The 22,246-nt window shown below is 59.9% G+C and carries 24 protein-coding genes; 10 read left to right on the top strand and 14 right to left on the bottom strand.

Annotated features, from left to right (window positions below; translation table 11 throughout):
* The first annotated feature begins 194 nt into the window (after positions 1 to 194).
* Genes GOX88_RS00635 through glmM form a run of 3 tightly spaced genes read left to right on the top strand, consistent with a single transcriptional unit; the run spans position 195 to position 3,488 of the window.
* Complete coding sequence (locus GOX88_RS00635) at positions 195 to 1,115, top strand: dihydroneopterin aldolase (protein ID WP_170397802.1); 921 nt, start codon at positions 195 to 197, stop codon at positions 1,113 to 1,115.
* Positions 1,112 to 2,110, top strand: coding sequence for a dihydropteroate synthase (folP, locus tag GOX88_RS00640; RefSeq protein ID WP_170397805.1), 999 nt, complete (start codon positions 1,112 to 1,114; stop codon positions 2,108 to 2,110). The genes GOX88_RS00635 and folP overlap by 4 nt, the downstream gene beginning before the upstream one ends.
* Before the next feature lie 34 nt (positions 2,111 to 2,144).
* The gene (gene glmM / locus GOX88_RS00645; protein WP_170397808.1) at positions 2,145 to 3,488 is read left to right on the top strand and encodes a phosphoglucosamine mutase; all 1,344 of its coding nucleotides are present in this window, start codon (positions 2,145 to 2,147) and stop codon (positions 3,486 to 3,488) included.
* Here glmM and GOX88_RS00650 read toward each other — a convergent pair.
* Together GOX88_RS00650 and ilvC are read right to left on the bottom strand one after the other, a co-directional pair.
* Positions 3,485 to 4,387, bottom strand: coding sequence for a DMT family transporter (locus GOX88_RS00650; protein ID WP_170397811.1), 903 nt, complete (start codon positions 4,385 to 4,387; stop codon positions 3,485 to 3,487). The two genes, glmM and GOX88_RS00650, sit on opposite strands and share 4 nt — an antisense overlap.
* A 78-nt stretch (positions 4,388 to 4,465) precedes the next feature.
* The gene (gene ilvC / locus GOX88_RS00655; protein ID WP_170324547.1) at positions 4,466 to 5,488 is read right to left on the bottom strand and encodes a ketol-acid reductoisomerase; all 1,023 of its coding nucleotides are present in this window, start codon (positions 5,486 to 5,488) and stop codon (positions 4,466 to 4,468) included.
* Between the two features lie 131 nt (positions 5,489 to 5,619).
* Here ilvC and GOX88_RS00660 point away from each other — a divergent pair, with 131 nt between their 5' ends.
* Both GOX88_RS00660 and GOX88_RS00665 read left to right on the top strand, forming a co-directional pair.
* The gene (locus GOX88_RS00660; protein WP_170397813.1) at positions 5,620 to 6,075 is read left to right on the top strand and encodes an Lrp/AsnC family transcriptional regulator; all 456 of its coding nucleotides are present in this window, start codon (positions 5,620 to 5,622) and stop codon (positions 6,073 to 6,075) included.
* A complete protein-coding gene (locus GOX88_RS00665; protein WP_170397816.1) occupies positions 6,072 to 6,530 on the top strand; it encodes an Lrp/AsnC family transcriptional regulator in 459 nt (152 codons plus the stop codon). Before GOX88_RS00660 ends, GOX88_RS00665 begins: the two co-directional genes overlap by 4 nt.
* A gap of 6 nt (positions 6,531 to 6,536) precedes the next feature.
* Here GOX88_RS00665 and GOX88_RS00670 read toward each other — a convergent pair whose 3' ends face one another.
* The gene (locus GOX88_RS00670; RefSeq protein WP_170400218.1) at positions 6,537 to 7,238 is read right to left on the bottom strand and encodes a GntR family transcriptional regulator; all 702 of its coding nucleotides are present in this window, start codon (positions 7,236 to 7,238) and stop codon (positions 6,537 to 6,539) included.
* Between the two features lie 233 nt (positions 7,239 to 7,471).
* Between GOX88_RS00670 and GOX88_RS00675 the strand changes: the two genes are divergently transcribed.
* Positions 7,472 to 8,599: an aminotransferase class V-fold PLP-dependent enzyme gene (locus tag GOX88_RS00675; protein WP_170397818.1), complete on the top strand. Its 1,128-nt coding sequence runs from the start codon at positions 7,472 to 7,474 to the stop codon at positions 8,597 to 8,599.
* A gap of 22 nt (positions 8,600 to 8,621) precedes the next feature.
* Here the strand turns inward: GOX88_RS00675 and GOX88_RS00680 are convergent, their stop codons facing one another.
* The 3 genes from GOX88_RS00680 to GOX88_RS00690 form a co-directional block, all read right to left on the bottom strand.
* On the bottom strand, positions 8,622 to 9,818 hold the full coding sequence (locus GOX88_RS00680; protein WP_170397822.1) for a UbiH/UbiF family hydroxylase: 1,197 nt from the start codon (positions 9,816 to 9,818) through the stop codon (positions 8,622 to 8,624).
* 77 nt (positions 9,819 to 9,895) lie between these two features.
* Positions 9,896 to 10,144, bottom strand: a complete 249-nt coding sequence (locus tag GOX88_RS00685) for a hypothetical protein (protein ID WP_170397825.1) — start codon at positions 10,142 to 10,144, stop codon at positions 9,896 to 9,898.
* Between the two features lie 88 nt (positions 10,145 to 10,232).
* Positions 10,233 to 10,877 carry a pyrimidine 5'-nucleotidase gene (locus tag GOX88_RS00690; RefSeq protein WP_170397827.1) on the bottom strand — a complete coding sequence of 215 codons (645 nt, stop codon included), beginning with the start codon at positions 10,875 to 10,877 and terminating at the stop codon, positions 10,233 to 10,235.
* 100 nt (positions 10,878 to 10,977) lie between these two features.
* Here GOX88_RS00690 and GOX88_RS00695 point away from each other — a divergent pair, with 100 nt between their 5' ends.
* On the top strand, positions 10,978 to 11,625 hold the full coding sequence (locus GOX88_RS00695; protein ID WP_170397831.1) for a GntR family transcriptional regulator: 648 nt from the start codon (positions 10,978 to 10,980) through the stop codon (positions 11,623 to 11,625).
* 3 nt (positions 11,626 to 11,628) lie between these two features.
* Here the strand turns inward: GOX88_RS00695 and GOX88_RS00700 are convergent, their stop codons facing one another.
* Complete coding sequence (locus GOX88_RS00700) at positions 11,629 to 13,503, bottom strand: glycosyltransferase (RefSeq protein WP_170397833.1); 1,875 nt, start codon at positions 13,501 to 13,503, stop codon at positions 11,629 to 11,631.
* An 83-nt stretch (positions 13,504 to 13,586) separates the two neighbouring features.
* Positions 13,587 to 14,753 (bottom strand): glutamine-hydrolyzing carbamoyl-phosphate synthase small subunit, encoded by a 1,167-nt coding sequence (carA, locus tag GOX88_RS00705; protein WP_170397836.1) that lies wholly within the window; start codon positions 14,751 to 14,753, stop codon positions 13,587 to 13,589.
* A gap of 183 nt (positions 14,754 to 14,936) precedes the next feature.
* On the opposite strand from carA, the gene GOX88_RS00710 reads away from it, so the two are divergent.
* Complete coding sequence (locus tag GOX88_RS00710; protein ID WP_170397839.1) at positions 14,937 to 15,422, top strand: GatB/YqeY domain-containing protein; 486 nt, start codon at positions 14,937 to 14,939, stop codon at positions 15,420 to 15,422.
* 25 nt (positions 15,423 to 15,447) lie between these two features.
* On the opposite strand, the gene GOX88_RS00715 is transcribed toward GOX88_RS00710, so the two are convergent.
* The 3 genes from GOX88_RS00715 to ctaD form a co-directional block, all read right to left on the bottom strand.
* A complete protein-coding gene (locus tag GOX88_RS00715; RefSeq protein ID WP_170397842.1) occupies positions 15,448 to 15,939 on the bottom strand; it encodes a DUF2244 domain-containing protein in 492 nt (163 codons plus the stop codon).
* Positions 15,940 to 15,983: 44 nt separating this feature from the next.
* Positions 15,984 to 16,583, bottom strand: coding sequence for a 2-hydroxychromene-2-carboxylate isomerase (locus GOX88_RS00720; RefSeq protein ID WP_170397844.1), 600 nt, complete (start codon positions 16,581 to 16,583; stop codon positions 15,984 to 15,986).
* Positions 16,584 to 16,724: 141 nt separating this feature from the next.
* On the bottom strand, positions 16,725 to 18,416 hold the full coding sequence (gene ctaD / locus GOX88_RS00725; RefSeq protein WP_170397846.1) for a cytochrome c oxidase subunit I: 1,692 nt from the start codon (positions 18,414 to 18,416) through the stop codon (positions 16,725 to 16,727).
* Between the two features lie 304 nt (positions 18,417 to 18,720).
* On the opposite strand from ctaD, the gene GOX88_RS00730 reads away from it, so the two are divergent.
* On the top strand, positions 18,721 to 19,140 hold the full coding sequence (locus GOX88_RS00730; protein WP_170397848.1) for an HIT family protein: 420 nt from the start codon (positions 18,721 to 18,723) through the stop codon (positions 19,138 to 19,140).
* Here GOX88_RS00730 and GOX88_RS00735 read toward each other — a convergent pair whose 3' ends face one another.
* Complete coding sequence (locus GOX88_RS00735) at positions 19,141 to 19,566, bottom strand: MerR family transcriptional regulator (RefSeq protein WP_170397850.1); 426 nt, start codon at positions 19,564 to 19,566, stop codon at positions 19,141 to 19,143.
* Between the two features lie 81 nt (positions 19,567 to 19,647).
* On the opposite strand from GOX88_RS00735, the gene GOX88_RS00740 reads away from it, so the two are divergent.
* On the top strand, positions 19,648 to 20,580 hold the full coding sequence (locus GOX88_RS00740) for a cation diffusion facilitator family transporter (RefSeq protein WP_170397852.1): 933 nt from the start codon (positions 19,648 to 19,650) through the stop codon (positions 20,578 to 20,580).
* Between the two features lie 289 nt (positions 20,581 to 20,869).
* Here GOX88_RS00740 and lipB read toward each other — a convergent pair whose 3' ends face one another.
* Entirely contained in the window at positions 20,870 to 21,526 is a 657-nt protein-coding gene (gene lipB / locus GOX88_RS00745) for a lipoyl(octanoyl) transferase LipB (RefSeq protein ID WP_170397854.1), read from the bottom strand.
* 39 nt (positions 21,527 to 21,565) lie between these two features.
* A complete protein-coding gene (locus tag GOX88_RS00750) occupies positions 21,566 to 22,225 on the bottom strand; it encodes a DsbA family oxidoreductase (protein WP_170397856.1) in 660 nt (219 codons plus the stop codon).
* Positions 22,226 to 22,246: the final 21 nt, after the last annotated feature.

Consider the following 22,246-nt stretch of genomic DNA (forward strand, 5'->3'; position numbering starts at 1 on the left):
ATCGGGGTTTGCAGTGTCCGATCAAACCGGCGGAGCGTCAGGTGCCAGGGCAGGGCGTTTTGGCACCATAGATTCCGTTCCGCTTTCTCTGACGCCGCATTCGGTGTCTGGAATGGCGTTTGAGGCGGTGTTATACGCGCGCGCACCCTATAGTGTTGGCAGATCAGCCCACCAAGCCCGAAAAGGTCCGTTGTATGAGCTCTGAAATCCGTCTTGCCTTTGCGCACCCGTCCGAGCGGTCCGAAGCGACCGCAACGCGAGGTCCGCTGGATCGCATCTCGCTCAGGGACCATATCGTCGAGGTCGAGATCGGTGCCTTTCAGGCCGAGCGCGGCACGACGCAGCGCATCTGCTTCAACATCGTAGTCGAAGTTCGGCCACTGACCGATCCGATCGATGATGACGTGGATCGAATCCTGTCCTACGACCGCGTGACCGAGGCGATTGCCCACGAATTGGCGGCCGAGCGTCTGAACCTGCTTGAGACATTGGCAGATCGCGTTGCGGAACGCATTCTGCTTGAGCCTCAGGCCGTAAGAGCCTTTGTCCGCATTGAAAAACTGGACCGTGGCCCCGGTGCCTTGGGTGTCGAGATCGTGCGCGGCAAGGACACGATCCATCACGATGTGGTCGAGGAAGAACGCCCCCATCCGCGGTTGGTGTTCCTGTCGAACGAGGCAATTGCCTCGTCCAATCTGACCGGGTGGATTGACCAGTTGGAGAACCGCCAACGCCCACTGATCCTGTGTGTTGGCGCGGCTGATATGGCGGTGCCTCAGACTGGCCACGCAATGACGCAGCGCCGGATCGACCTGCTGGCGATTGAACAGAACGCCTGGGTTCTGGCCGCGCGGGATCACCGCTGTGTGGTGGTATCGACGCGGACCGAATTGGACTGGGCGATGAAGAACGGTCAGATCTGCGTTTGGGCTCCGTCAAAGATCGTTCTGGATGCGGTTGACGGCCCCTCGGCTGCACCTTCGGACGCCGTTGCCCTTGCTGCTTGGTTCGCGGCCACCTTCGAGGCCAGCGAAATGATGGTGATTGGCGGTGCATTGCCGACCGCACCAAAGACGCCTCTGCGCGCCGTTCCAGTGGATCAGGCGCAACTGTGACCGAATACTTCAGACCGCTGGTGCAAAATGGCTCGGCCCGGCCGGCTGGGGCGGTGCCTCTGGCGGGGCAGACTTTGTGGTTCACCCATGCTGAACGGTTGTCCAGGACTGAAGCCCCGACTGTTGTTGCGGCACAGGACATTCCGGGTGATGTGCTTGCACGCCTGACCGGTCCGCGCGCCGAGGTCGCCGGACTGGCGATGGAACGCCCTCAGATCATGGGTATCCTGAACGCGACACCGGACAGTTTCTCCGACGGCGGCGTGCACAACTCGGTCCAGGCTGCCGCAGCGGCGGCGGAACAGATGGTGGCGCATGGGGCCAGCATTCTGGATATCGGCGGCGAGTCGACGCGTCCGGGGGCCACATATGTGCCGGAAGACGAAGAAATCGCGCGGACTCAACCTGTTATCGAGGCCATCCGCGCCAACACGCAGGCACTGATCTCCATCGACACCCGCAAGGCCAGCGTTGCGCGGGCAGCGTGGGATGCGGGGGCGGGGCTGATCAACGACGTCTCAGGCTTTACCTTTGATCCGCAGCTTGCTCCGTTTTGTGCTGAGGTTGGTGCCCCGGTCTGCGTGATGCACATGCAGGGTGATCCGGCCACGATGCAGGACGATCCGCAATATGATGACGTGTTGTTGGATGTCTACGATTTCCTTGACGGGATGGTGGTGCAGTTGGAGCAACTGGGCCTGAATCGCGACCGGATCGTAGTTGATCCGGGCATCGGGTTTGGCAAGACGCAGGAACACAATCTGACCCTTCTGCAAAACCTCAGCCTGTTCCACGGAATCGGCTGCCCAATCCTGCTGGGTGTGTCGCGCAAAGGGCTTATCGGGCAGATCGGCCAGGAACCGCGCAAGGATGCCCGCGCGCCGGGATCAATCGCTGTGGCGCTGGCCGGATTGTCTCAGGGTGTGCAGATCCTGCGCGTTCATGACGTGCCCGAGACCGCTCAGGCCTTGCGTCTGTGGGCTGCCGTCCGGTAATCCGGTCGCAGGCAAGACATTACGGAGTGACACGATGCGCAAGCTGTTCGGAACCGACGGGGTGCGGGGCACCGCCAACACCCATCCGATAACGGCCGAGATGGCCCTGCGCATCGGGGCCGCTGTTGGGCGGTATTTCCGGAAGGATCACTCTGAAGCGCACCGGGTGGTGATCGGGAAGGACACGCGCCTGTCCGGGTATATGCTGGAAAACGCGCTGACCGCCGGGCTGACCTCAACCGGTATGAACGTGTTGCTGCTGGGCCCGGTGCCGACGCCCGCAGTGGGGCTGATGACCCGGTCGATGCGCGCGGATCTGGGTGTGATGATTTCAGCCAGTCACAATCCGGCCGAAGACAACGGCATCAAGTTTTTTGGCCCCGACGGGTATAAGCTGTCCGATCAGGCCGAGCTTGAGATTGAACTTCTGATCGAAAAGGGTGTCAAACCGGCGCAAGCGCAGAATATCGGCCGTGCGCGCCGGGTGGATGATGCGCGGTTCCGGTATGGTGAGCGGGTCAAATCTTCGCTGTCCCGCGACCTGCGTCTGGATGGGCTGAAAGTGGTTGTCGATTGTGCCAACGGTGCCGCGCACCGCACCGCGCCCGAGGTTCTGTGGGAGCTTGGCGCCGAAGTCATCCCGGTAGGCGTTGCCCCCAACGGTAAGAATATCAACCTGAATTGCGGTTCGACCAAACCTCAGTTGGCGGCCGAGACGGTTGTGGCCCATGGTGCGGATGTGGGGATTTGCCTGGACGGCGATGCCGATCGCGTTGTGATGGTCGATGAACACGGGCAGGTGGCTGATGGCGATCAACTTATGGCGCTGCTGGCGACCAGTTGGGCCAAGGCAGAGCGTCTGCAGGGCGGCGCACTGGTTGCGACGGTCATGTCCAACCTCGGGTTGGAACGGCATCTAGCCGCGCAGGGGCTGCGGCTGGAACGGACTGCGGTTGGCGACCGCTATGTCGTTGAACGGATGCGCGAAGGCGGGTTCAATCTGGGCGGAGAGCAGTCGGGCCACATCGTCATGAGCGACTACGCCACAACGGGCGACGGCCTGATGGCCGGTCTGCACTTCCTGGCCGAGATGGTGCATTCGGGCCGCAAGGCCTCTGAGCTATCGGTGCAGTTCGAAACCGTTCCGCAGCTGTTGAAGAACGTGCGGTATCAGGATGGGCAGACCCCGCTGGAGGCCAGCAGCGTCAAAGCCGCCATCGCCGATGCCGAAGCGCGTCTGAACGGGCAGGGGCGTCTGCTGATCCGCAAATCAGGCACCGAACCTCTGATCCGCGTAATGGCGGAATGTGAGGACGGCGCTCTGCTGACGCAGGTTGTCGATGGTATCGTGGCCGAGGTCGAGGCGGTCGCGGGTTAACGCCCGATCAGCATCTTGCGCAGGCTGAACCACTGGCTGATCGCCAGACCGGTCAGGATCATGATCAACGCGATGTAGAACCGCAAAGGCAGCGCCTCGGATAGAATCCAGGCGCCGAAGATCATCGACCAGATCGGTACCTGATAGTTGACCAGTGTCAGGAATACGGACCCGGCGCTGCGAATGATGGAAACGCGCAGCAAGGTCGCAAAAGCGGTGGGCAAAAGGCCCAGTGCGATGATCGCCAGACCGGGGCGTGTGCCCTCCCAGCGAGGCAGGCCCTCGGTGACCAGCATGATCGGCAGCAAAAGCGCCGCGCCAACGACCAGTGACAGCGCGGCCAATGCGACCGGATCAACCGGTGGGCAGCGTCGGGTAAAGATCGATGCGCAGGAATAGCAAAGGGCTGCTCCGATACAGGCCAGTTGCGCCAATGGTTCCGCCCCTTGTCCGATCTGCGCCAGCCCCGGACCGATCAGCACCAATGCACCACAAAAGCCGAGTGATACCCCAAGGAGCCGGCGCAGATTCATCGGCTCATCGGAAAAGAAATGCGCCAAAGGCAGCACCATCAGCGGTATTGCCGCCATCGACAGGCCCGCAAAGGCCGAGGCCACGTATTGTTGCCCCCAGCTGAGCAATAAGAACGGTAGTGCAGTCGACAACAGGCCGATGATGGCGATGTATCCCCAGAGTTTCGGATTGCCCGACGGCAGCTTGCGCCCGGTCAGTGCCATCATCCCCAGCAAGGTCAACGCACCCAACGTGGTCCGTGCGGTGGCAACGGTGACCGGCCCGTATCCCTCGAGCGCCATGGCGACAACCATGAACGTCCCGCCCCAGATGAGGCCCAGAGTAATTACACCGCTCCAATCACGGGGTGAGGGTTGGTCAACCATGTCGTGCCTTGGGTTCAGGGACTGTTGAGACAAAAAAGGGCGGCCGTTTGGCCGCCCCTTCGTAAAGAACCGTCAGGATCAGTTCTTTTCCTTGTCGACCATTTTACCGGCCGAGATCCAAGGCATCATGGCGCGCAGTTTCGCACCGGTTTCCTCGATCATGTGCTCGTCATTGGCGCGGCGCGACGCTTTGATGGTCGGCTGACCAACGGCGTTTTCCAGCATGAAGTCACGAACGAATTTACCCTGCTGGATGTCGTTCAGGACTTCTTTCATGCGCGCTTTGGTCTCGTCGTACTTCAGGATGCGCGGGCCGGTGACGTACTGGCCGTACTCGGCGGTGTTCGAAATCGAGTAATCCATGTTTGCGATGCCGCCTTCGTAGATCAGGTCCACGATCAGCTTCACTTCGTGCAGACACTCGAAATAGGCCATTTCCGGCGCGTAACCAGCTTCGACCAGCGTTTCAAAGCCGCAGCGGATCAGCTCGACCAGACCGCCGCACAGAACGGCTTGTTCACCGAACAGGTCGGTTTCGCATTCTTCGCGGAAGTTGGTTTCGATGATGCCCGAGCGGCCGCCACCGATGGCCGAGCAGTAGGACAGGCCGATTTCCAGCGCTTTGCCGGTTGCGTCGTTGTGAACGGCGACCAGACAGGGCACGCCGCCGCCTTTGACGTATTCGCCGCGCACGGTGTGGCCGGGGCCTTTGGGGGCCATCATGATGACGTCGACGCCTTCTTTCGGCTCGATCAGGCCAAAGTGGACGTTCAGGCCGTGGGCGAAGGCAATGGCCGAGCCGGGCTTGATGTTGTCATGTACGTACTTCTTGTAGGTTTCTGCCTGCAGTTCGTCGGGCATGGTGAACATGATGACGTCACACCAGGCTGCCGCTTCGGCGATGCCCATGACTTCCAGACCTTCGGCTTCGGCTTTCTTGGCCGATGCGGAACCTTCGCGCAGAGCGACAACCAGGTTCTTCGCGCCCGAGTCGCGCAGGTTCAGCGCGTGGGCGTGACCTTGCGAGCCATAGCCCAGGATAGCCACTTTTTTGTCTTTGATCAGGTTGATGTCGCAATCGCGATCGTAATAGACGCGCATGATTCCGGTCCTTTCTGTTACGGTTGCTGAGCTTTTAGTTCGGTGTGGTTTGGTTGGCGAGCGTTGAAGCATTGAGTATTTGCAAAAAAGGTGAAAAGTTATTCGTCAAAACATAATTGGGCGAAGAAATCATGCTTGATGACATGGATCGGCGCATTCTGCGCCATCTGCAGGCCGAACCGACCCTTTCCATGGCTGAACTTGCCGAACGGTGTGGCATCAGCCAGGGCGTGTGTTGGCGCCGGGTCGAGAAGATGCAGGCCTCGGGCGTTATTCAGGGGCAAGAGGCGATCATTGACTGGGCGGCGCTTGGGTATGCTGTCGAGGTTTCGCTGCGCGTGACGCTGGACAAGACCCAGCCGCGGGCCTTCGATGAGTTCACGACCGCCGCGCGCGATGTGTCCGAAGTGATCGAAATCCAAACCTTTCTGGGGCGGGTGGATGTGCGTTTGTCGGTGCTGGCGCGCGATATGGCACACTATCAGCAAATCTACCGCGACCGAATCCTGACCCTGCCGCATATCGCCGATATCGAGGCACTGATGCATATCGCTCGCTTGAAAAGGAATGAGGTTCTGCCGGTATGATTGAGCTTGATGAAACAGACCGCCAAATCCTACGTGCGCTGGTGCAGGATGCCACTCAGAGTGCCGGAGCTTTGGGGCGCAAACTGGGATTGTCCCAGCCTGCGACCTGGCGGCGTATCAGGCGGCTGGAAACAGCAGGGGTCATCCGAGGCCGTCGCCTGCGCCTGAATGCCGAGGCGCTGGGGTTTGGCGTGACAGTTTTTCTGGGCGTCAAACTGGCCCGCAAGGGTCAGATCAGCCTGGAAGACTTCGAACGCGCCGTCAGCGCAATTCCCGAGGTTCAAACGGTCGAGCACGTCCTTGGGCTGTACGACTACCGCCTGCGGGTTGTCGCGCGCGACCTGTCCGACTTTGAACGCGTTCTGCGGCGGCGAATCATGACCTTACCCGGCGCCGGGGACGTCGAAGCCAACGTTCTGCTCAGCGAAGAGCGGTTGCCCGGTCCAATCGGATAGCAGGGATCAGTAGCTGGTGCGGATGCAATACCCGGGATGGTGGGTCATGCGGGCAAAGGTCATCGGTTCCCCATTTTTCCAGGTCGTGCGCTCAAGCTGAATCATCGAGGTGCCGGCAGTGGTGCCCATGAACTCGGCCAGGCGCCCATCGGCGGAAATTGCGCAAAAGGCAATCTCGGCCTCGGTGAAGGGGGCGACATTCAGCAGCCACTCATGCGGACCCTGTGCGTTGAGATCGGCATGTTCCACTTCCGGCACGGTGTCGATGTTGATCCAGCGCTCTTCCAATTGGAAGGGGCGGTTGTCGGCGTAGTGCATGCAGATCACATGCAGCACACGCGCGTTCGGTGAAACACTGAGCTGTGAGGCCAGCCAACCGGGGCTGGAAACAACGTTCCGTTCGACCAACGCATAGCGATATGTCGAATTCTGGTTTTCGACGGTCTGTCGCGCCACCGAGAGTTCCAGTTTCGCGTGTTTGCTGGGTTCTTTCTTGACCCGCGTTCCGCTTTTGCGCTTACGCTCCACGAACCCCTGATCGGCAAGTTCACGCAGAGCGCGGTTCACGGTCGCGCGCGCGCAATTGAATTCTTCGGCAAGCTGCGTTTCCGTTGGCAGCAAAGATCCCTGAGGCCAGATCCGGCTTTCGATACGGCGTTTAACTTCGTCCCGTACAACCTGAAAACTGATCCGCTTTTGAGCAGTCACGAGAAGCAATACCTTTCTTCTACAAAGTGTATGTATCTGTTCAGAAACACCTCTGGGTGTAAAGGGGTGGTGACACTATTTGGCGTCACTTAGGGGGCTATATCGTGCAGTTTCGGACGCGATTTTCACGGGGAAATAAAGTTCCGTCGCGTCAATTGTCGGTGAAAGAAAACTGCTTTACCAATCTCGGCAGAAGATTCACGTTGCCCGAGTACTGTTTGAAAGGACAAATCATGCCGGCGCTTTTGGATAGCATTGACCCCAATGGGCTCGAGGAATTCTCGGTTGTTTTCACCGACCGTTCCTTGAACCACATGTCTGCCCGGTTTCAGACCGTCATGCGCGACATCTCATCGATGTTGAGGGATGTCTACAACGCGGAAGGCGTTGCAGTAATTCCGGGTGGCGGAACCTATGGGATGGAGGCCGTGGCCCGACAGTTCGCACGCAATGCCAACGTTCTGGTCGTGCGCAATGGATGGTTTTCCTACCGTTGGAGCCAGATCATCGAATCCGCAGATTTGACGGCGTCGGCAACGGTGCTCAAGGCGCGACAAACCGGCAATTCCAGCCCGTCACCGTTTGCGCCGGCGCCGATCGAAGAGGTTGTATCAACTATTCGTGAACAGCGCCCGGACGTGGTGTTTGCGCCGCATGTCGAAACCTCGGCGGGTTTGATTCTGCCGGATGACTACGTGACGGCCATGGCTGCTGCCGCGCATGAGGTTGGGGCGTTGATGGTGCTGGATTGCATCGCCTCGGGCTGTGCCTGGGTCGACATGAAGGCAACGGGTGTTGATGTCCTGATTTCGGCCCCGCAGAAAGGGTGGAGCGCATCGCCCTGTGCAGGGCTGGTCATGCTGTCCGAACGGGCCGAGGCGCGGTTGGAAGAGACCACATCCGACAGTTTTGCCGTGGATCTGAAGAAATGGCGGCAGATCATGCAGGCCTATGAGAATGGCGGCCACGCGTATCACGCCACCATGCCGACCGACGCGTTGCAGGCCTTCCGGGATACGATGGTCGAGACCCGCGACTACGGTTTCGAAAAGCTGCGGGATGCGCAATGGGCTTTGGGCAACGGTGTGCGGGCGATGCTGAAGGACAAGGGTATCGTGTCGGTAGCCGCCGATGGCTTTGGTGCGCCTGGGGTTGTTGTCAGCTATACCTCGGACCCCGAGGTTCAGAACGGCAAGAAATTCGCCGCGCTGGGGATGCAGATCGCCGCTGGTGTCCCGCTGCAATGTGATGAGCCTGAGGGCTTCAGCACCTTCCGTCTGGGCTTGTTCGGACTGGACAAGCTGTACGACGTAGATGGCACCATCGCGCGGCTCAAGCGCGTACTGGATCAGGTGCTGTGATCTTCTGAGTGATCTGGGGGCCTCAGCGTACGCCGAGGCCCATCTGCATCAATGTCTTTCGCACGGGCGGCAGGGAATAAAGCGCATTCAGCCCCATCGCCCGCGCATCGCGCAGCGGCCGTGCCTCGATCATCGAGGCGCGGTTCAGCAGGTCGATGCCTTTGACGCGCATCTCGATCTCGGCGTGACGGGCCTTGTGATAGGCGTCCAGCATCTGTGCATCGCCCAGGCCTTCGGGGCGGGCCTGCGCCAGATCCAGAAGGCTGCGCAGATCTCCCAATGACATGTTCAACCCTTGGGCGCCGATAGGGGGCACCACATGGGCGGCCTCGGCCATCAGGGCAATGCGTTCTCCCGACAGCCGTTCTGCTGATTGGCTGATGATCGGCCAAATGGTCCGGCGTGAGGCCAGTTTCAACGGCCCGAACAACCCGCAGGAGCGTTCGGTCATCAGTGCCTCGAACGCCTCAGGCTCGGTGTTCAGCAACTCGACCGCGCGCGGACCGCGTTCCATCCAGACAATCGCGGAGGAGGGCTGACCTTGCCAATCGGGTAGCGGGACCAGAGTGAACGGCCCACCCGAGCGGTGAATCTCGGTCGAAACATTTTCATGCGGGATCGGATGCGTCACAGCAAAGGCCAGCGCCTTCTGGCCATACCGCGTGGTGTGCACGTTGATCCCCGCGGCCTCGCGCATGGGCGAATTGCGCCCGTCCGCGGCGACCACCAGTTTGCAGCGAATACGGCTGCCGTCGCTCAAGCCTACGCGCGCCTCGGCAGTTCGGGTGAACAGGCTGACAGTGCCGGTGCCGGGGCGGAAATCGACATTGGGCAGCTCGGACAAACGAGCCACCATTTCACGCCGCAGCAGCCAATTGGGCAGGTTCCAGCCAAAGGGCTGGTCCGAGATGTCGGCGGCGTTGAAGTCGCGCACCACGCGGGGTTCGGGGACGTCTCCGCCCGCATCGACGATACGCATAATCTGCAAGGGGGCGGCGTGGTCGTCCAGCCGCTGCCACAGCCCGCATTGTTCCAAAAGCCCATGCGCCGGTTGCAGAAACGCCGTGGTCCGCAGGTCGGACCCGTCCACGTCACGCTCGGTGATGGGCGGGGTGGGGTCGACGCAGACAACGTCGAACCCGGCAGTTCCAAAGGCCGCCGCAGCGGTCAGTCCGGCGATTCCTCCGCCGGAAATCAGGATGTCACAGCAGTCTTTCATGGCCTTGGTCTCCGAAGTCTTGGGCAGAAACTAGTTCGGTTCCAAGGTGGGTGCCAAGTGACATCCTGTCCCGTGTGTCAGCCGCGTGAGATCAGGATGAGGATAAGGAACATCACCGGCACCAACATGACGGCCGGGATATAAAGCCCCGGCAGGCCAAACAGCAGGGCCGAGCATCCCCACATGCTGACGATCGCGGCAGCCATATAGTACCAGTCTTCGGCCCCACCATTGGCGGCATCTTTTGCCAGCCAGCCAAAAACGGGGATTGCAAACAACAGGCGCTGCCAAATGGGCAGGCGCCGAGGCATCTCGATCGCGCTCATGGGAATCTCCAGTTCTGTTCGTCGCTAAGGCGCATATAGGGGGGGATGCTGCACCTGCAAAATGTGCAGATCGTCGCAGGGCGACAGCCTATCGCAGACGGGCCAGAAACGCGGTCAGATCGTCGGTGTGATGGTGAATATGGTCAGCCTCGTGCGGCTCGGGTGCGACGTGGACCGTGCGCATTCCCATCGCGTGAGGAGCGGCCAGATTGCGCGGATCATCCTCGAACATAGCAGCCTTGGCCGTGTCGATTCCATCCTGGGCAAAGATCGCTTCGAACGCGGCTTTTTCGGGCTTAGGCTTATAGCCCGCGTGCTCGACCCCATAGATCGCATCGAAAAGACCGCCAAGTCCGCGCGCATCCAGAACTCGCTCGGCGTAGGGTGCGCTGCCGTTGGTGTAGACAATGCGACGCCCGGGCAGGGACCGGATGTGATCGGCCAGTTCTGCGTCGGGGTCCATGTGGCTCATGTCGACTTGATGAACCGCGTGCAGATAAGGGTCCGGATCCAGATCATGCTCGGCCATCAACCCGGCCAGCGTAGTGCCGTATTGCCGCCAATAGTGCGAGCGCAGCCGGTCCGCCTCGGCCCGGTCCACTCCGATGGCCTGCACAACGTAATCCGTCATCAGCACCTCGATCTGATCGAACAGGCGCATATGTGGCGGATACAGCGTGTTGTCCAGGTCGAAGACCCATTGGGTGACGTGAGAAAAGGCAGGTTTGACCATGGTTTTGGTTTAGGGCGCGTGGCATCGGTTTTCAATGCTACTCTTGATCCTGGGGGCAAGTGACGGATAGACATGTTCGAACGAGGAGACAAACCACCCAATGCCCCCATCCAAACAGCCCAACACAGACGCCTACAGCTTAATTCTCGAAGCGATTGACGTCGGCGTCTATAAGCCCGGCAACCGACTGGTCGAAAGCGAGCTGGCCGAGCGGTTCGGAGTGTCGCGTACGCCGATCCGCGAGGCGCTGCAGCGGCTCGAGACGCAATCCCTGCTGGAACGCGACGGGCGGTCGTTGATTGTCGCCTCGTTGGATCACAACCAGATGGCCGAGCTGTATATGGTGCGGCGCGAATTGGAGGGTCTGGCCGCGAAGCTGGCCGCCAAGCACGCCACCGATGAAGAGATCAAGGTATTGCAGGAAATGGTCGCCGCTGATGACGCGCTGGTCGATGATCCGGCGGCCTTGTCACGGGCGAACCGGCGGTTTCATGAACAGATACATCTGGCCTCGCATAACCGCTATCTGGTGCAGCAACTGGACCTTGTGCATCGCACCATGGCGCTGATGGCCACCACGTCCTTGGCGGCGCAGGGCCGGGGTGAGATCGCGCAGGGTGAACACAAGGGGATTGTCGAGGCAATCGCAGCCCGCGACGAAGAGGCGGCAGGGCGTGCTCTCAAGGATCACATTTCGGTCGCTTTCATGACACGTCTGAAACAGGATGCCATCCGACGCGAAAGCTGACCGTCAGTGCGGCAGGCCTTCTTCGCTGGCCTGACCGTGTTGTGTCTTGTCCCAGAAGAACGGGTCGAGCAGCAGCTCCCACAGGGCCTTGTACGCAGCCAACACGCCCAACGGAAAATACAGCGGCATCGTCGGTACCCAAGGAAGCAGAAAACGCCGCTCGCGTGCGGATACTGCGATAACGCCGACCAGAGTATTGATGGCTTCGGCAAACAGGAACAGGCCGAACAATGCGATCAGCCCGACACCGGAAAGGAACGGGTCAAGCGGGCTGGGCAGGCCAAAGGTGGTCAGCCAGAACAGCCATAGGACCGGAGCCAGCAGGAATTGCCCGACGGTTCCAAGAAAGAACGCCTGTACGCCCAAAAACCTGATGGGGCCGAGATCCCTCAGCAAGCGCAGAGGCGACCGCATGTGAACAAGGTAGGTGACCATGAACCCCTTGAGCCAGCGAGAGCGCTGCCGCACCCAGGGCCAGGCGCGGAAATTCGCTTCTTCGAACGTGGCGGTATCAACCATTTCCGTTCGATAGCCTGCCCGGCTGAGACGTACGCCCAGATCGGCATCTTCGGTGACGTTATGGGCATCCCAACCGCCCAGTTCCAACAGCTTGTCACGGCGGAAAAAGAAAGTGGTCCCGCCCAGCGGCACGACAAGCCCAAGCCGCGCGATGCCCTGTAGAATAACCCGGAACCAGCTGTTGTATTCGATGGTAAAGCAGCGTGAGCGCCAATTGGTGCGGGGGTTGTAATAGTCCAGAACGCCCTGAAGGCAGACAACGTCCTCGTCTGCCTGTGCGAAATGCCGGACGACACGCTCGATCTGGTCAGGTTGTGGCGCGTCTTCGGCATCCCAGACGCCCAGAATGTCGCCCCGGCAGAAATCCAGCGCATAGTTCATCGCACGGGGTTTGGTGGTCAGGCCATTCAGGGCGGGGACCTCGATGGTTCTGATCCAGCTGGGCAGATTGACCTGCGCCAATGTGGATCGCGTCACCTCGTCGGTTTCTTCCAGCACCAGTATGATATCCAACAAGGCCTTGGGATAGGTCAGCCGCTGCAATCGACGGATCAGGGCGTCGGCAATTTCCCTCTCCTTATAGAGTGGCACCATGATGGAAACGCAGGGCAAGGCCGGCGGCGGGCTGGCGGACGCTTCTGTGGAGGGGCGGGTCCAGTGATGCCAAATGAAATTCAACAGGCCAGCCAGACGCAGAGCCAGAAACATGATCAGGCTGACCACGGCAGCAGCCATCAAAACGGCTATTCCGGCCATGGGAAAGGCGGCTGACAAAGCCACAAGGCCCGCGAGCGCGGCCGCAGGTCCGACACGGGATCGCGGGGTCCAGGATCGGCAGCTCTGGTCAAGGTCCACACGGGCCTCTGCCGCTTCGGCAAGGGGGGTGGAGAACATGTGCGCGATCGCTCCGTCAATCTGATCCGCTGCGGCGAGCACTGGGATGATTGTATAGCCGGTGTCTTCCAGATCGCTGTGCACGCTTGGGAACAGATCAGGCCGGGCCGTGGCAACCAACAGAATAGGCCCCAACCGACGCCAGGGGATGACGTTATGGGCCAGCCAGAAGTCGACGGACTTGATCCGGCACAGATCGGGGGGCGGGGGTGAGCTGTCCAGATCAGCGATCTGCAGGCCGGTTTGCTCGGACAGAGCATTTATCACGTCCTGACGATTGACCCAGCCCTCGGCCACCAGAATTTCACCCAAGGGTGCCTGTTGCCAGGATTGCAAGAACAGCGCTTCGTCCAGCTGCGCCTTTGTGATCAGGCCACGGTCGACAAGGCAAACTCCCAAGGGCTTGCGTTCCTGAGCAGGTATCGGCGCGGCGTGCGCGAAATGCTGCAGGTTCAGTTCGACCATAAATAACAACCCTGACGCGGTTAGCAGGCGTCAGGGTTGCTCAATTAGGGTTAACAGCGGGTTAACTCTGATCTAATCGCCATTTATGCCATGGTTTTCTTGTTCGCCATCGCGTCGGCAAAGCGTTCGAACAGGTAGAAACTATCCTGCGGACCGGGCGAGGCTTCGGGGTGGTACTGCACCGAATAGACCGGGCGATCCGTCATGCGGATACCGCAGTTCGACCCGTCAAACAGCGACCGGTGGGTTTCCACCACGCCCTCGGGCAAGGACTGCGCGTCCACCGCAAAGCCGTGGTTCATCGAGGTGATTTCGACCTTGCCGGTCTCCATGTCCTTGACCGGGTGGTTGGCGCCGTGGTGGCCGTGGTTCATTTTGACGGTCTGGCCACCCAAGGCCAGCGCCAGCATCTGGTGGCCGAGGCAGATGCCAAAAACGGGCAGGTCGGTGGTGTCCAGAACCTCTTTGATCATCGGAACGGCGTATTCGCCAGTGGCCGCGGGATCGCCCGGGCCGTTAGACAGGAAAACGCCATCAGGGTTGTGCGCCAGCACTTCGGCGGCTGTCGCGGTGGCGGGCAGCACGGTTACGTCACAGCCAGCCGAGGCGAGGCAGCGCAGAATGTTGCGCTTGGCACCGAAATCCACGGCAACCACCTTGTGCGCCGGGGCTTCCTGACGAGTGTAGCCGTCAGGCCAGGCCCACCGCATCTCATCCCAGCGATAGCTTTGAGCGCAGGTGACCTCTTTGGCCAGGTCCATGCCTTCCAGCCCGGCAAAACCACGCGCAGCGGCGACCAGAGCCTCGATGTCGAAATTCCCCTCGGGGTCATGGGCCAGAGCGACGTGCGGCGCGCCCTGCTGACGGATGGCGCGGGTCAGGCGGCGGGTGTCGATGCCGCCGATGGCGATGCGGCCACGACGGGTCAGCCAGGTCTTCAGCTCTTCGGCCGAGCGCCAGTTCGACGGCTCGGTCGGGTCCCACTTGACCACCATGCCCGCGGCCACGGGATCACCGGTTTCGTCATCCTCGGGGTTCACGCCGACATTGCCGACATGGGGGAAGGTGAAGGTCACGATCTGTCCGGCATAAGAGGGATCGGTCATGATCTCCTGATAGCCGGTCATGGCGGTGTTAAAGCACAGCTCGGCCACGGTCTGACCGGTGGCGCCGAAGCCCATCCCGTAGAACAGTGTACCGTCGGCCAATGCCAGACATGCGGTGGGCTTGGACGGGGCGTTCTGGGCCATCGGGCGACTCTCCTGCTGGGTAAATCGGCGCATAACTAAGGGGGTTGTGGCGCTGGGTCAAGTCTGTTCAAATTTTGCGCTATTGAGGAAAATCAATAGGTTAGTGATATTCACTTCTGGTTGTGTCGCGCTTTTTGTTTCGATATGGTCGGGGTTCCTTTTCCATGGGGATGGACAGATCATATGGATATGCGATCACGGGTGAACTCAGCCCTGAAGCAAGCAATGAAAGACAAGGATGCCGAGCGTTTGTCGACGCTGCGGTTGATCAACGCTGCAATCAAAGACCGCGACATCGCCTCGCGGGCCTCTGACAACGAAGAGGCCAAAGGCTGCGGTGATACCGAGGTTCTTGAAATCCTTGGAAAAATGACCAAGCAGCGCAAGGAAAGCGCCCGCGCCTATGAAGAGGGTGGACGGCTGGATTTGGCCGAACGTGAACTGCGCGAGGTCGAGGTAATCGAGGAATTCCTGCCCAAGCAGCTGGATGATGACGAGGTCTCCAAAGCCATCCAGACGGCGATCACCGCGACAGGAGCAGGTTCGATCCGCGACATGGGCAAAGTGATGGGCGAACTCAAGACTCGCTATACTGGCCGGATGGATTTCGGCAAAGTTGGCCCGATGGTCAAAGACCACCTATGCGCCGCCTCGAACGACGGCTGCTGACACTAATCAAATTCTGAGACTGCTGTTACTGCGCGACCGGTTCGCGCAGTTTTTGCGTCAGGTCATCGTATAGCGCGATACGCTCGTCCTCAGACAGGAACGCTCCGATTTCCACTTCGCGCCCGTCTCCGGTCAGCGTGACATAGTTTGGCACCGGCCCGCCGTGTTTGTGCATCTCGGGCCGAGCCCAATAACGGTTGCAGGTCCACTCTTGCTGGCCTTTTCGCGGATCGTGGTGGACCAGATGCGCCTTTGTTCCGGTCAGGGTGAGAATCTCGAATACGCTGCGGGCGCGGTAATTGGTCTGGATCGCCAACCACAGGCCCAGAACGGTCAGCAGCAGGAAGGGCAGCAGTCCCCACAGGATGACCGATCCCAGCACAGCCAGCAGTGGAATTAGTCCAAACAGGAATACAGATAAGATCACGATCATCGCCCCGCGTCGTGGCAGCGAGTTATGTGGCCAAAGGCGCAGTTCCTGTTCGGTTTCCGAAGTTCGCTTCCATCGATAGGGCATGGCTGAAAGTTAGTGCAACTTGGGTGTGTGTCGAAGGGCAATGATCAGGTCACATGGCCGACACGCGCCCATGACAGCGCGTCGTCCAGCCGATCATCTCCCCAAAAGACCTCACCGCGGACGACAAGGCTGGGGGCTCCGAAAACCCCGAGTTTGGTGGCTTGATCCGTTTCGGCCTCGAGTGCGGCGACGGTATCGGGGCTGCGGGCGCGGGCCAGCACCAGCCGCGGGTCCTGCTGGCACCTGTGCAGTGCTTCGGTGATGGCGGACTCGCTGCCAGCTTCGTTATTTTCCTCGAACCAGATGCGATACAGCACCTGAGTGAAGTTCTTGCCCCAACCGTCGCCCATACCCAGCAAAGCGACCTGATTGGCCAGCGGCAGATCCGAGATCGGGTAGGGTGCGGGCAATCGGGCGTGAATGTGGTACTTCGCGGCGCGGCGCTCGATATCGCGCCACATATACGCGGATTTCACCGGCTTGCCTGCAAACGGGATGTTGTTCTGATCAGACATCACAGTGCGTACGTTGAACGGTCGCCATCTCACCGAGGCACCATGTTCCGCGCACCAATCGTCCAGACGCATGACGGTCAGGAAACTGTATGTACTGCCGATGGAATACCAAAAATCGATGTCGGGCATGTGATACCCCCGGGTTGCCGGATGTCTAAACACTGACAGGATAGCCGATTTTGGCGGTTCTGGCGACTTTTGGCAGCATATTTAAGCAGTAACGAAAAAACCCCGCCGAATTGGCGGGGTTTTCTTTGGGTTTGGAGGAGATCAGTGCGCGTGGCCCTTGTCCCAGTCTTCCTGCTTCGGCAGCTGCTCGAACGTGTGCTCGGGCGGCGGCGAGGGCAGGGTCCATTCCAGGGTGTCCGCGTATTCGTTCCAATAGTTGTTCTCGGTCACACGTGCGCCACGGAACAGGGCGTAGAACACGATGCCGAAGAACAGCAGGAACGAGGCGAAGGAGATGAACGCACCAATCGACGAAACATAGTTCCACTGGGCGAAGGCCTCGGGGTAGTCGATGTAGCGGCGCGGCATGCCCTGACGGCCCAGGAAGTGCTGCGGGAAGAAGGTCAGGTTGGCGCCGATGAAGAACAGCCAGAAGTGAACCTTGCCCCAGAACTCCGAGTAGTGGCGACCGGTCATTTTGCCAAAGTAGAAGTACACACCGGCAAAGATGGCAAAGACGGCACCCAGCGACATCACGTAGTGGAAGTGCGCAACCACGTAATAGGTGTCGTGATAGGCGCGGTCGATACCGGCCTGCGACAGCACAACGCCGGTCACACCGCCGACGGTGAACAGGAACAGGAAGCCGAAGGCGAACAGCATCGGTGTCTTGAACTCGATCGAGCCGCCCCACATGGTCGCGATCCATGAGAAAACCTTAACGCCTGTCGGAACCGCGATGACCATCGTGGCCAGCATGAAGTATGCCTGCTGACGCAGCGACATGCCGACGGTGTACATGTGGTGCGCCCACACGACAAAGCCCAACACACCGATTGCGATGATCGCCCACACCATCGGCAGGTAACCGAAGATCGGCTTGCGCGCGAAGGTGGCGATCACGTGGCTGATGATACCAAAGCCGGGCAGGATCACGATGTACACTTCCGGGTGGCCGAAGAACCAAAGGATGTGTTGATACAAGACCGGGTCACCGCCACCGGCCGGATCAAAGAAGGTGAAGCCGAAGTTGCGGTCCATCAGCAGCATGGTGATTGCGCCCGCCAGAACCGGCAGCGACAGCAGAATCAGCCACGACGTGACGAAGATCGACCAGCTGAACAGTGGCACCTTGAACAGGGTCATGCCGGGGGCACGCATGTTCAGGAAGGTGGTGATCATGTTGATCGCGCCGAGGATCGAGGAGGCGCCCGATACGTGTACGGCAAAGATCGCAAGGTCCATGGACATGCCGCCCTCGGTCGTGGACAGCGGTGGATACAGAACCCAACCCACGCCCGAACCGGCCTGGTCATTGCCGCCCGGAGCCAGCAGCGAGGCAACACCCAGAGAGGTACCGGCGACGTACAGCCAGAAGGACAGATTGTTCATCCGCGGGAACGCCATATCCGGCGCACCGATCTGCAACGGCATGAAATAGTTGCCAAATCCGCCAAACAGGGCCGGGATGACAACGAAGAACATCATCAGAACACCGTGATAGGTGATCATCACGTTCCAAAGATGGCCGTTTGGACCAAACTCGCAGGTTTCTCCTCCAGAGAAGAGACGCGCGGCGGAACTACCGGTTTCGCTCAGGCACATGTACTGAACGCCGGGTTCCATCAATTCAAGCCGCATGTAAACGGTCATCAGAACCGAGATCAGACCGGCAAGTGCCGAGACGACCAGGTAGAGAATCCCGATGTCCTTGTGGTTAGTCGACATGAACCAGCGAGTGAAAAAGCCGCGCTGGTCTTCATGGCCGTGACCATGAATGGCTGCGTCTGCCATTATAGGTGCCTCCTGTTGCAACTGACCGCGCTGCCGGACCTCTCCGGCGCGCGGTATTATTGCTGGTTTTAGAATGCGAAAGAGGCGCCTTCAATGGCCGAGTTTGATCTGGATCAAGATTAATTGTCGCGGGTCGGAGGAAAACCCGCGAAATATTGGCCATGAACAGGGCATATCTGGCTATTGGTTCCGGTATTTCAAGGGGCCGCAATCTCCCATTCGCGCGACGCGGCAGAGTTCCGCCTTGACCCTTGGGGGTGGGGGCCGCAGAACTACGCTCAATACCCGAAATCGGAGACTTGATATGGCCGCTTACGATCCCGACAACATCTTCGCCAAGATCCTGCGCGGAGAAATCCCCTCGACCCGCGTGTACGAGGATGACGATACGCTGGCCTTCATGGATATCATGCCGCGATCCGATGGGCATCTGCTGGTGATCCCCAAAACGCCCTGCCGAAACCTGCTGGACGCAACGCCCGAACAGCTGTCCGTCGTGCTGTCAACCACGCAGAAACTGGCCAAAGCCGTGGTCAAGGCCTTTGACGCCGACGGAGTCACCGTTCAGCAATTCAACGAGGCCGCAGGCGGGCAGGAGGTTTTCCACCTGCATTTCCACGTCCTGCCGCGCTACGAAGGTGTGTCGCTGCGCGCCCCGGGTCAGATGGGCGACTTCGATCTGATCGCGCAGCACGCGGAAAAGATCAAAGCGGCACTGGTCTGATCAGTCTTTGCTGTCATGCGGACCCAGACATGCGCTGTGGTCGCCAAACGCGTGGACCACGGCGCAAACATGGTCGTGCCCACCATCGCAGGCTGCTGCAATGCGGGTCAGTTCAGCCTCGAGCCTGCGCAGCTGCGTGATCCTGCCCCGCAGGTCAATCAGTTGCCGTTCGGCAATTTCGTGCGCCCGGTCAAGATCCGACCCGCGCGCCCCTTCCAAAGACAACAGTGCTTCGACGTCGCCCAAGGGAAGACCGAGATCACGCCCATGGCGAATGAACCGAAGGCGGTTCAGGGCAGCTTCGTCGTACCGACGCTGGTTTCCGGCCGTTCGGTGCGGTTTGGGCAGCAGGCCTTTGTCTTCGTAGAACCGAATTGTGGGCACCTTGACGCCCGTGCGGCGGGACAGCTCTCCGATCGAGTACATTTTTCGTATTTCGCCCCTTGAACCTCTAGTGGCTAGAGGGATTACATGAGGTGGGCAACCGAAACAAGGAACACCGGTAAGATGCCACATGATCACCACGGGCACACTCACATTGACCCCGCGAAAGGCGACATGCGCGTTGCTGGCGCGATAGCAGTCAACATGCTGCTGACCTTTGCGCAGGTCATTGGCGGAATACTCTCGGGGTCACTGGCGCTGATCGCGGATGCGCTGCACAACTTCTCGGACGCGATCGCACTGATCATCGCGTTCTTTGCCCGCAAAATTGCCCGGCGCCCTGCCGATCCGCGCATGAGCTTCGGTTACGGGCGCGCCGAAGTGGTTGCAGCGCTGATCAACTATACGACGCTGATCGTCCTGTCGGTTTATCTGATGTACGAAGGGATCATGCGGTTTTTCCAGCCTGAACCCGTCAATGGATGGATGGTGGTCTGGATCGCGGCCCTTGCTTTGATTGTCGACCTGATAACCGCCGCGCTGACCTATACGATGGCCAAGGACAGCATGAACATTCGCGCGGCCTTCATTCACAACGTGGCCGACGCGTTGGGGTCGGTTGCCGTCATCATTGCGGGTGCCGCTGTGATCCTGTTCGGCTGGACATGGGTCGATCCGGCGGTCACGATCCTGATCGCGGTCTACATCCTGTGGCACGTCAAATCCGAGATCGGAGAAACCATCCGGGTTCTGATGCTGGGCGCGCCGTCCGATCTGATCCCCGAAGATGTCGCCACCGCCATCGAGACGACTGAGGGCGTTGCCGGTGTTCACCACATCCACCTCTGGAGTATGCAGGAGCGTGAGCCCGCATTGACCGCGCATCTCGAAATCGCTGCCCAACACTGGACAGACGCGGAGTCCATACGGTTGGCTGTGAAGGAAACACTGAAGACCGGGTTCGGGATCGGTCACGTGACGTTGGAACTGGAACGGACCGACCTGGCCTGCACCACACCACCCCGATTTGGGCATCACAGTTTTCTTCAGGCCTGAAAAAGAAATTGCCGTTCCGATTTGGGGTCGGAACGGCAGACTCGTAACCAAACACTTTTCCGAATACCCGGGTTTTCCGGGGTCACCGGTTTAACACACCACTCACTCTAGAACGGTAAGACTAGAGTACCCGTTTACGCGCGATTTGTATTCTTCGGTGTGTGCTTTCCCCCGATAAAACCCAAAACATTTGAGCAAAACGGTGGATTACGTTCAGGTTCGGAAACAAAAATACCAGCGGCAAGAGATTGTTAATCTCCGTTTCAGCCGGTAGCGATTCGTTGTCGGGTCAGGCTTGGACCGGCTGGAAGCAATCCGAGAAGGTTTTCTGCAAGGCGACATCGACATCGGCCATTGTCACCGGCAAGCCCAGATCGACCAGAGACGTGACCCCATGCTCGGTAATGCCGCAAGGAACGATGCCCGAGAAATGCTCGAGATCCGGTTCGACATTGATCGAGATGCCGTGAAAGCTGACCCATTTTCGCAGGCGCAGACCGATGGCGGCGATCTTGTCTTCGGCGGGCTGGCCGGTGGCGGTCAGGGGTTTGTCGTCCCGGCGCACCCAGACGCCGACGCGACCGTCGCGGATCTCACCCTGCACGTTGAATTCTGCCAGCGCAGCGATCACCCAGTTTTCCAGCTTTTTGACAAAGCCCCGCACGTCCTTGCCGCGCTTGTTCAGGTCCAGCATGACATAGGCCACGCGCTGACCGGGGCCGTGATAGGTGTATTCCCCGCCGCGTTTGGCTTCATAAACCGGAAACCGGTCAGGATCGGTCAGGTCCTCGATCCTGGCCGAGGTGCCTGCCGTGTAAAGCGGCGGATGTTCAAGCAACCACACGCATTCGTCCGCTTCGCCCGCAGCGATAGCAGCCACCCGCGCCTCCATGAAGGCGACGGCTTCGGTATAGTCGGTTAACCCGTCGGTGATCTTCCATTCCATGGCGGTTCCATATCGCGCAGGTGCGGCAAGGGAAAGGGGTCAGGCTGCCTCAGTCAGGCAGCGTTGCAGAACCTGAGCATAGGTGTCCGTACCCTGCGCTCCGGTCAACAGGTATTTGCCGCCGAACACCATCGACGGAACGCCCGAGATACCCCGACTTGTCCAGAACTCCTGCTTTTGGCGCACTGCGGTGACATGCGCACCGGATTCGAGTGCGGATCGCGCGGCGTCAGCGTCCAGCCCGGTAGCCGCAACCGCATCAAGCAGGACATCAGTCTGCGAGACGTCTTTTTGGTCGGTGAAATACGCTTGGAACAATGCCAGCTTCAGCGGATGCTGCCGACCCTGAGACTCAGCCCAATCCAGCAGTTGATGCGCTGCAAAGGTGTTCACCATTCTGCTGTCATCGTCGAAGTTGAACGCAAACCCCAGTTCCGCACCCAGCTGCGTCAGTCGATCACGGGCCTGCTGGCTCTGTTCGGCGGTCGTTCCGTATTTCTCCATGATATGCTCGCGCAGGTTCTGGCCTTCGGGCGCCATAGTGGGGTTCAGTTCGAACGGATGCCACCTGAGGCGCGCCAGCACGTTTTCCTGCTGAAGGGCCAGATCAAGCTGCCGAAAACCGACAATGCACCAGGGGCAGACGACGTCCGAGACAATGTCGATCTGAACAACGGGGCGGGGATCGGTCGAAGTCATGTCCGGGCTCCTGATGGGCTG

The organism is Ruegeria arenilitoris, from assembly GCF_013030985.1.
GTDB lineage: Bacteria > Pseudomonadota > Alphaproteobacteria > Rhodobacterales > Rhodobacteraceae > Ruegeria > Ruegeria arenilitoris_B.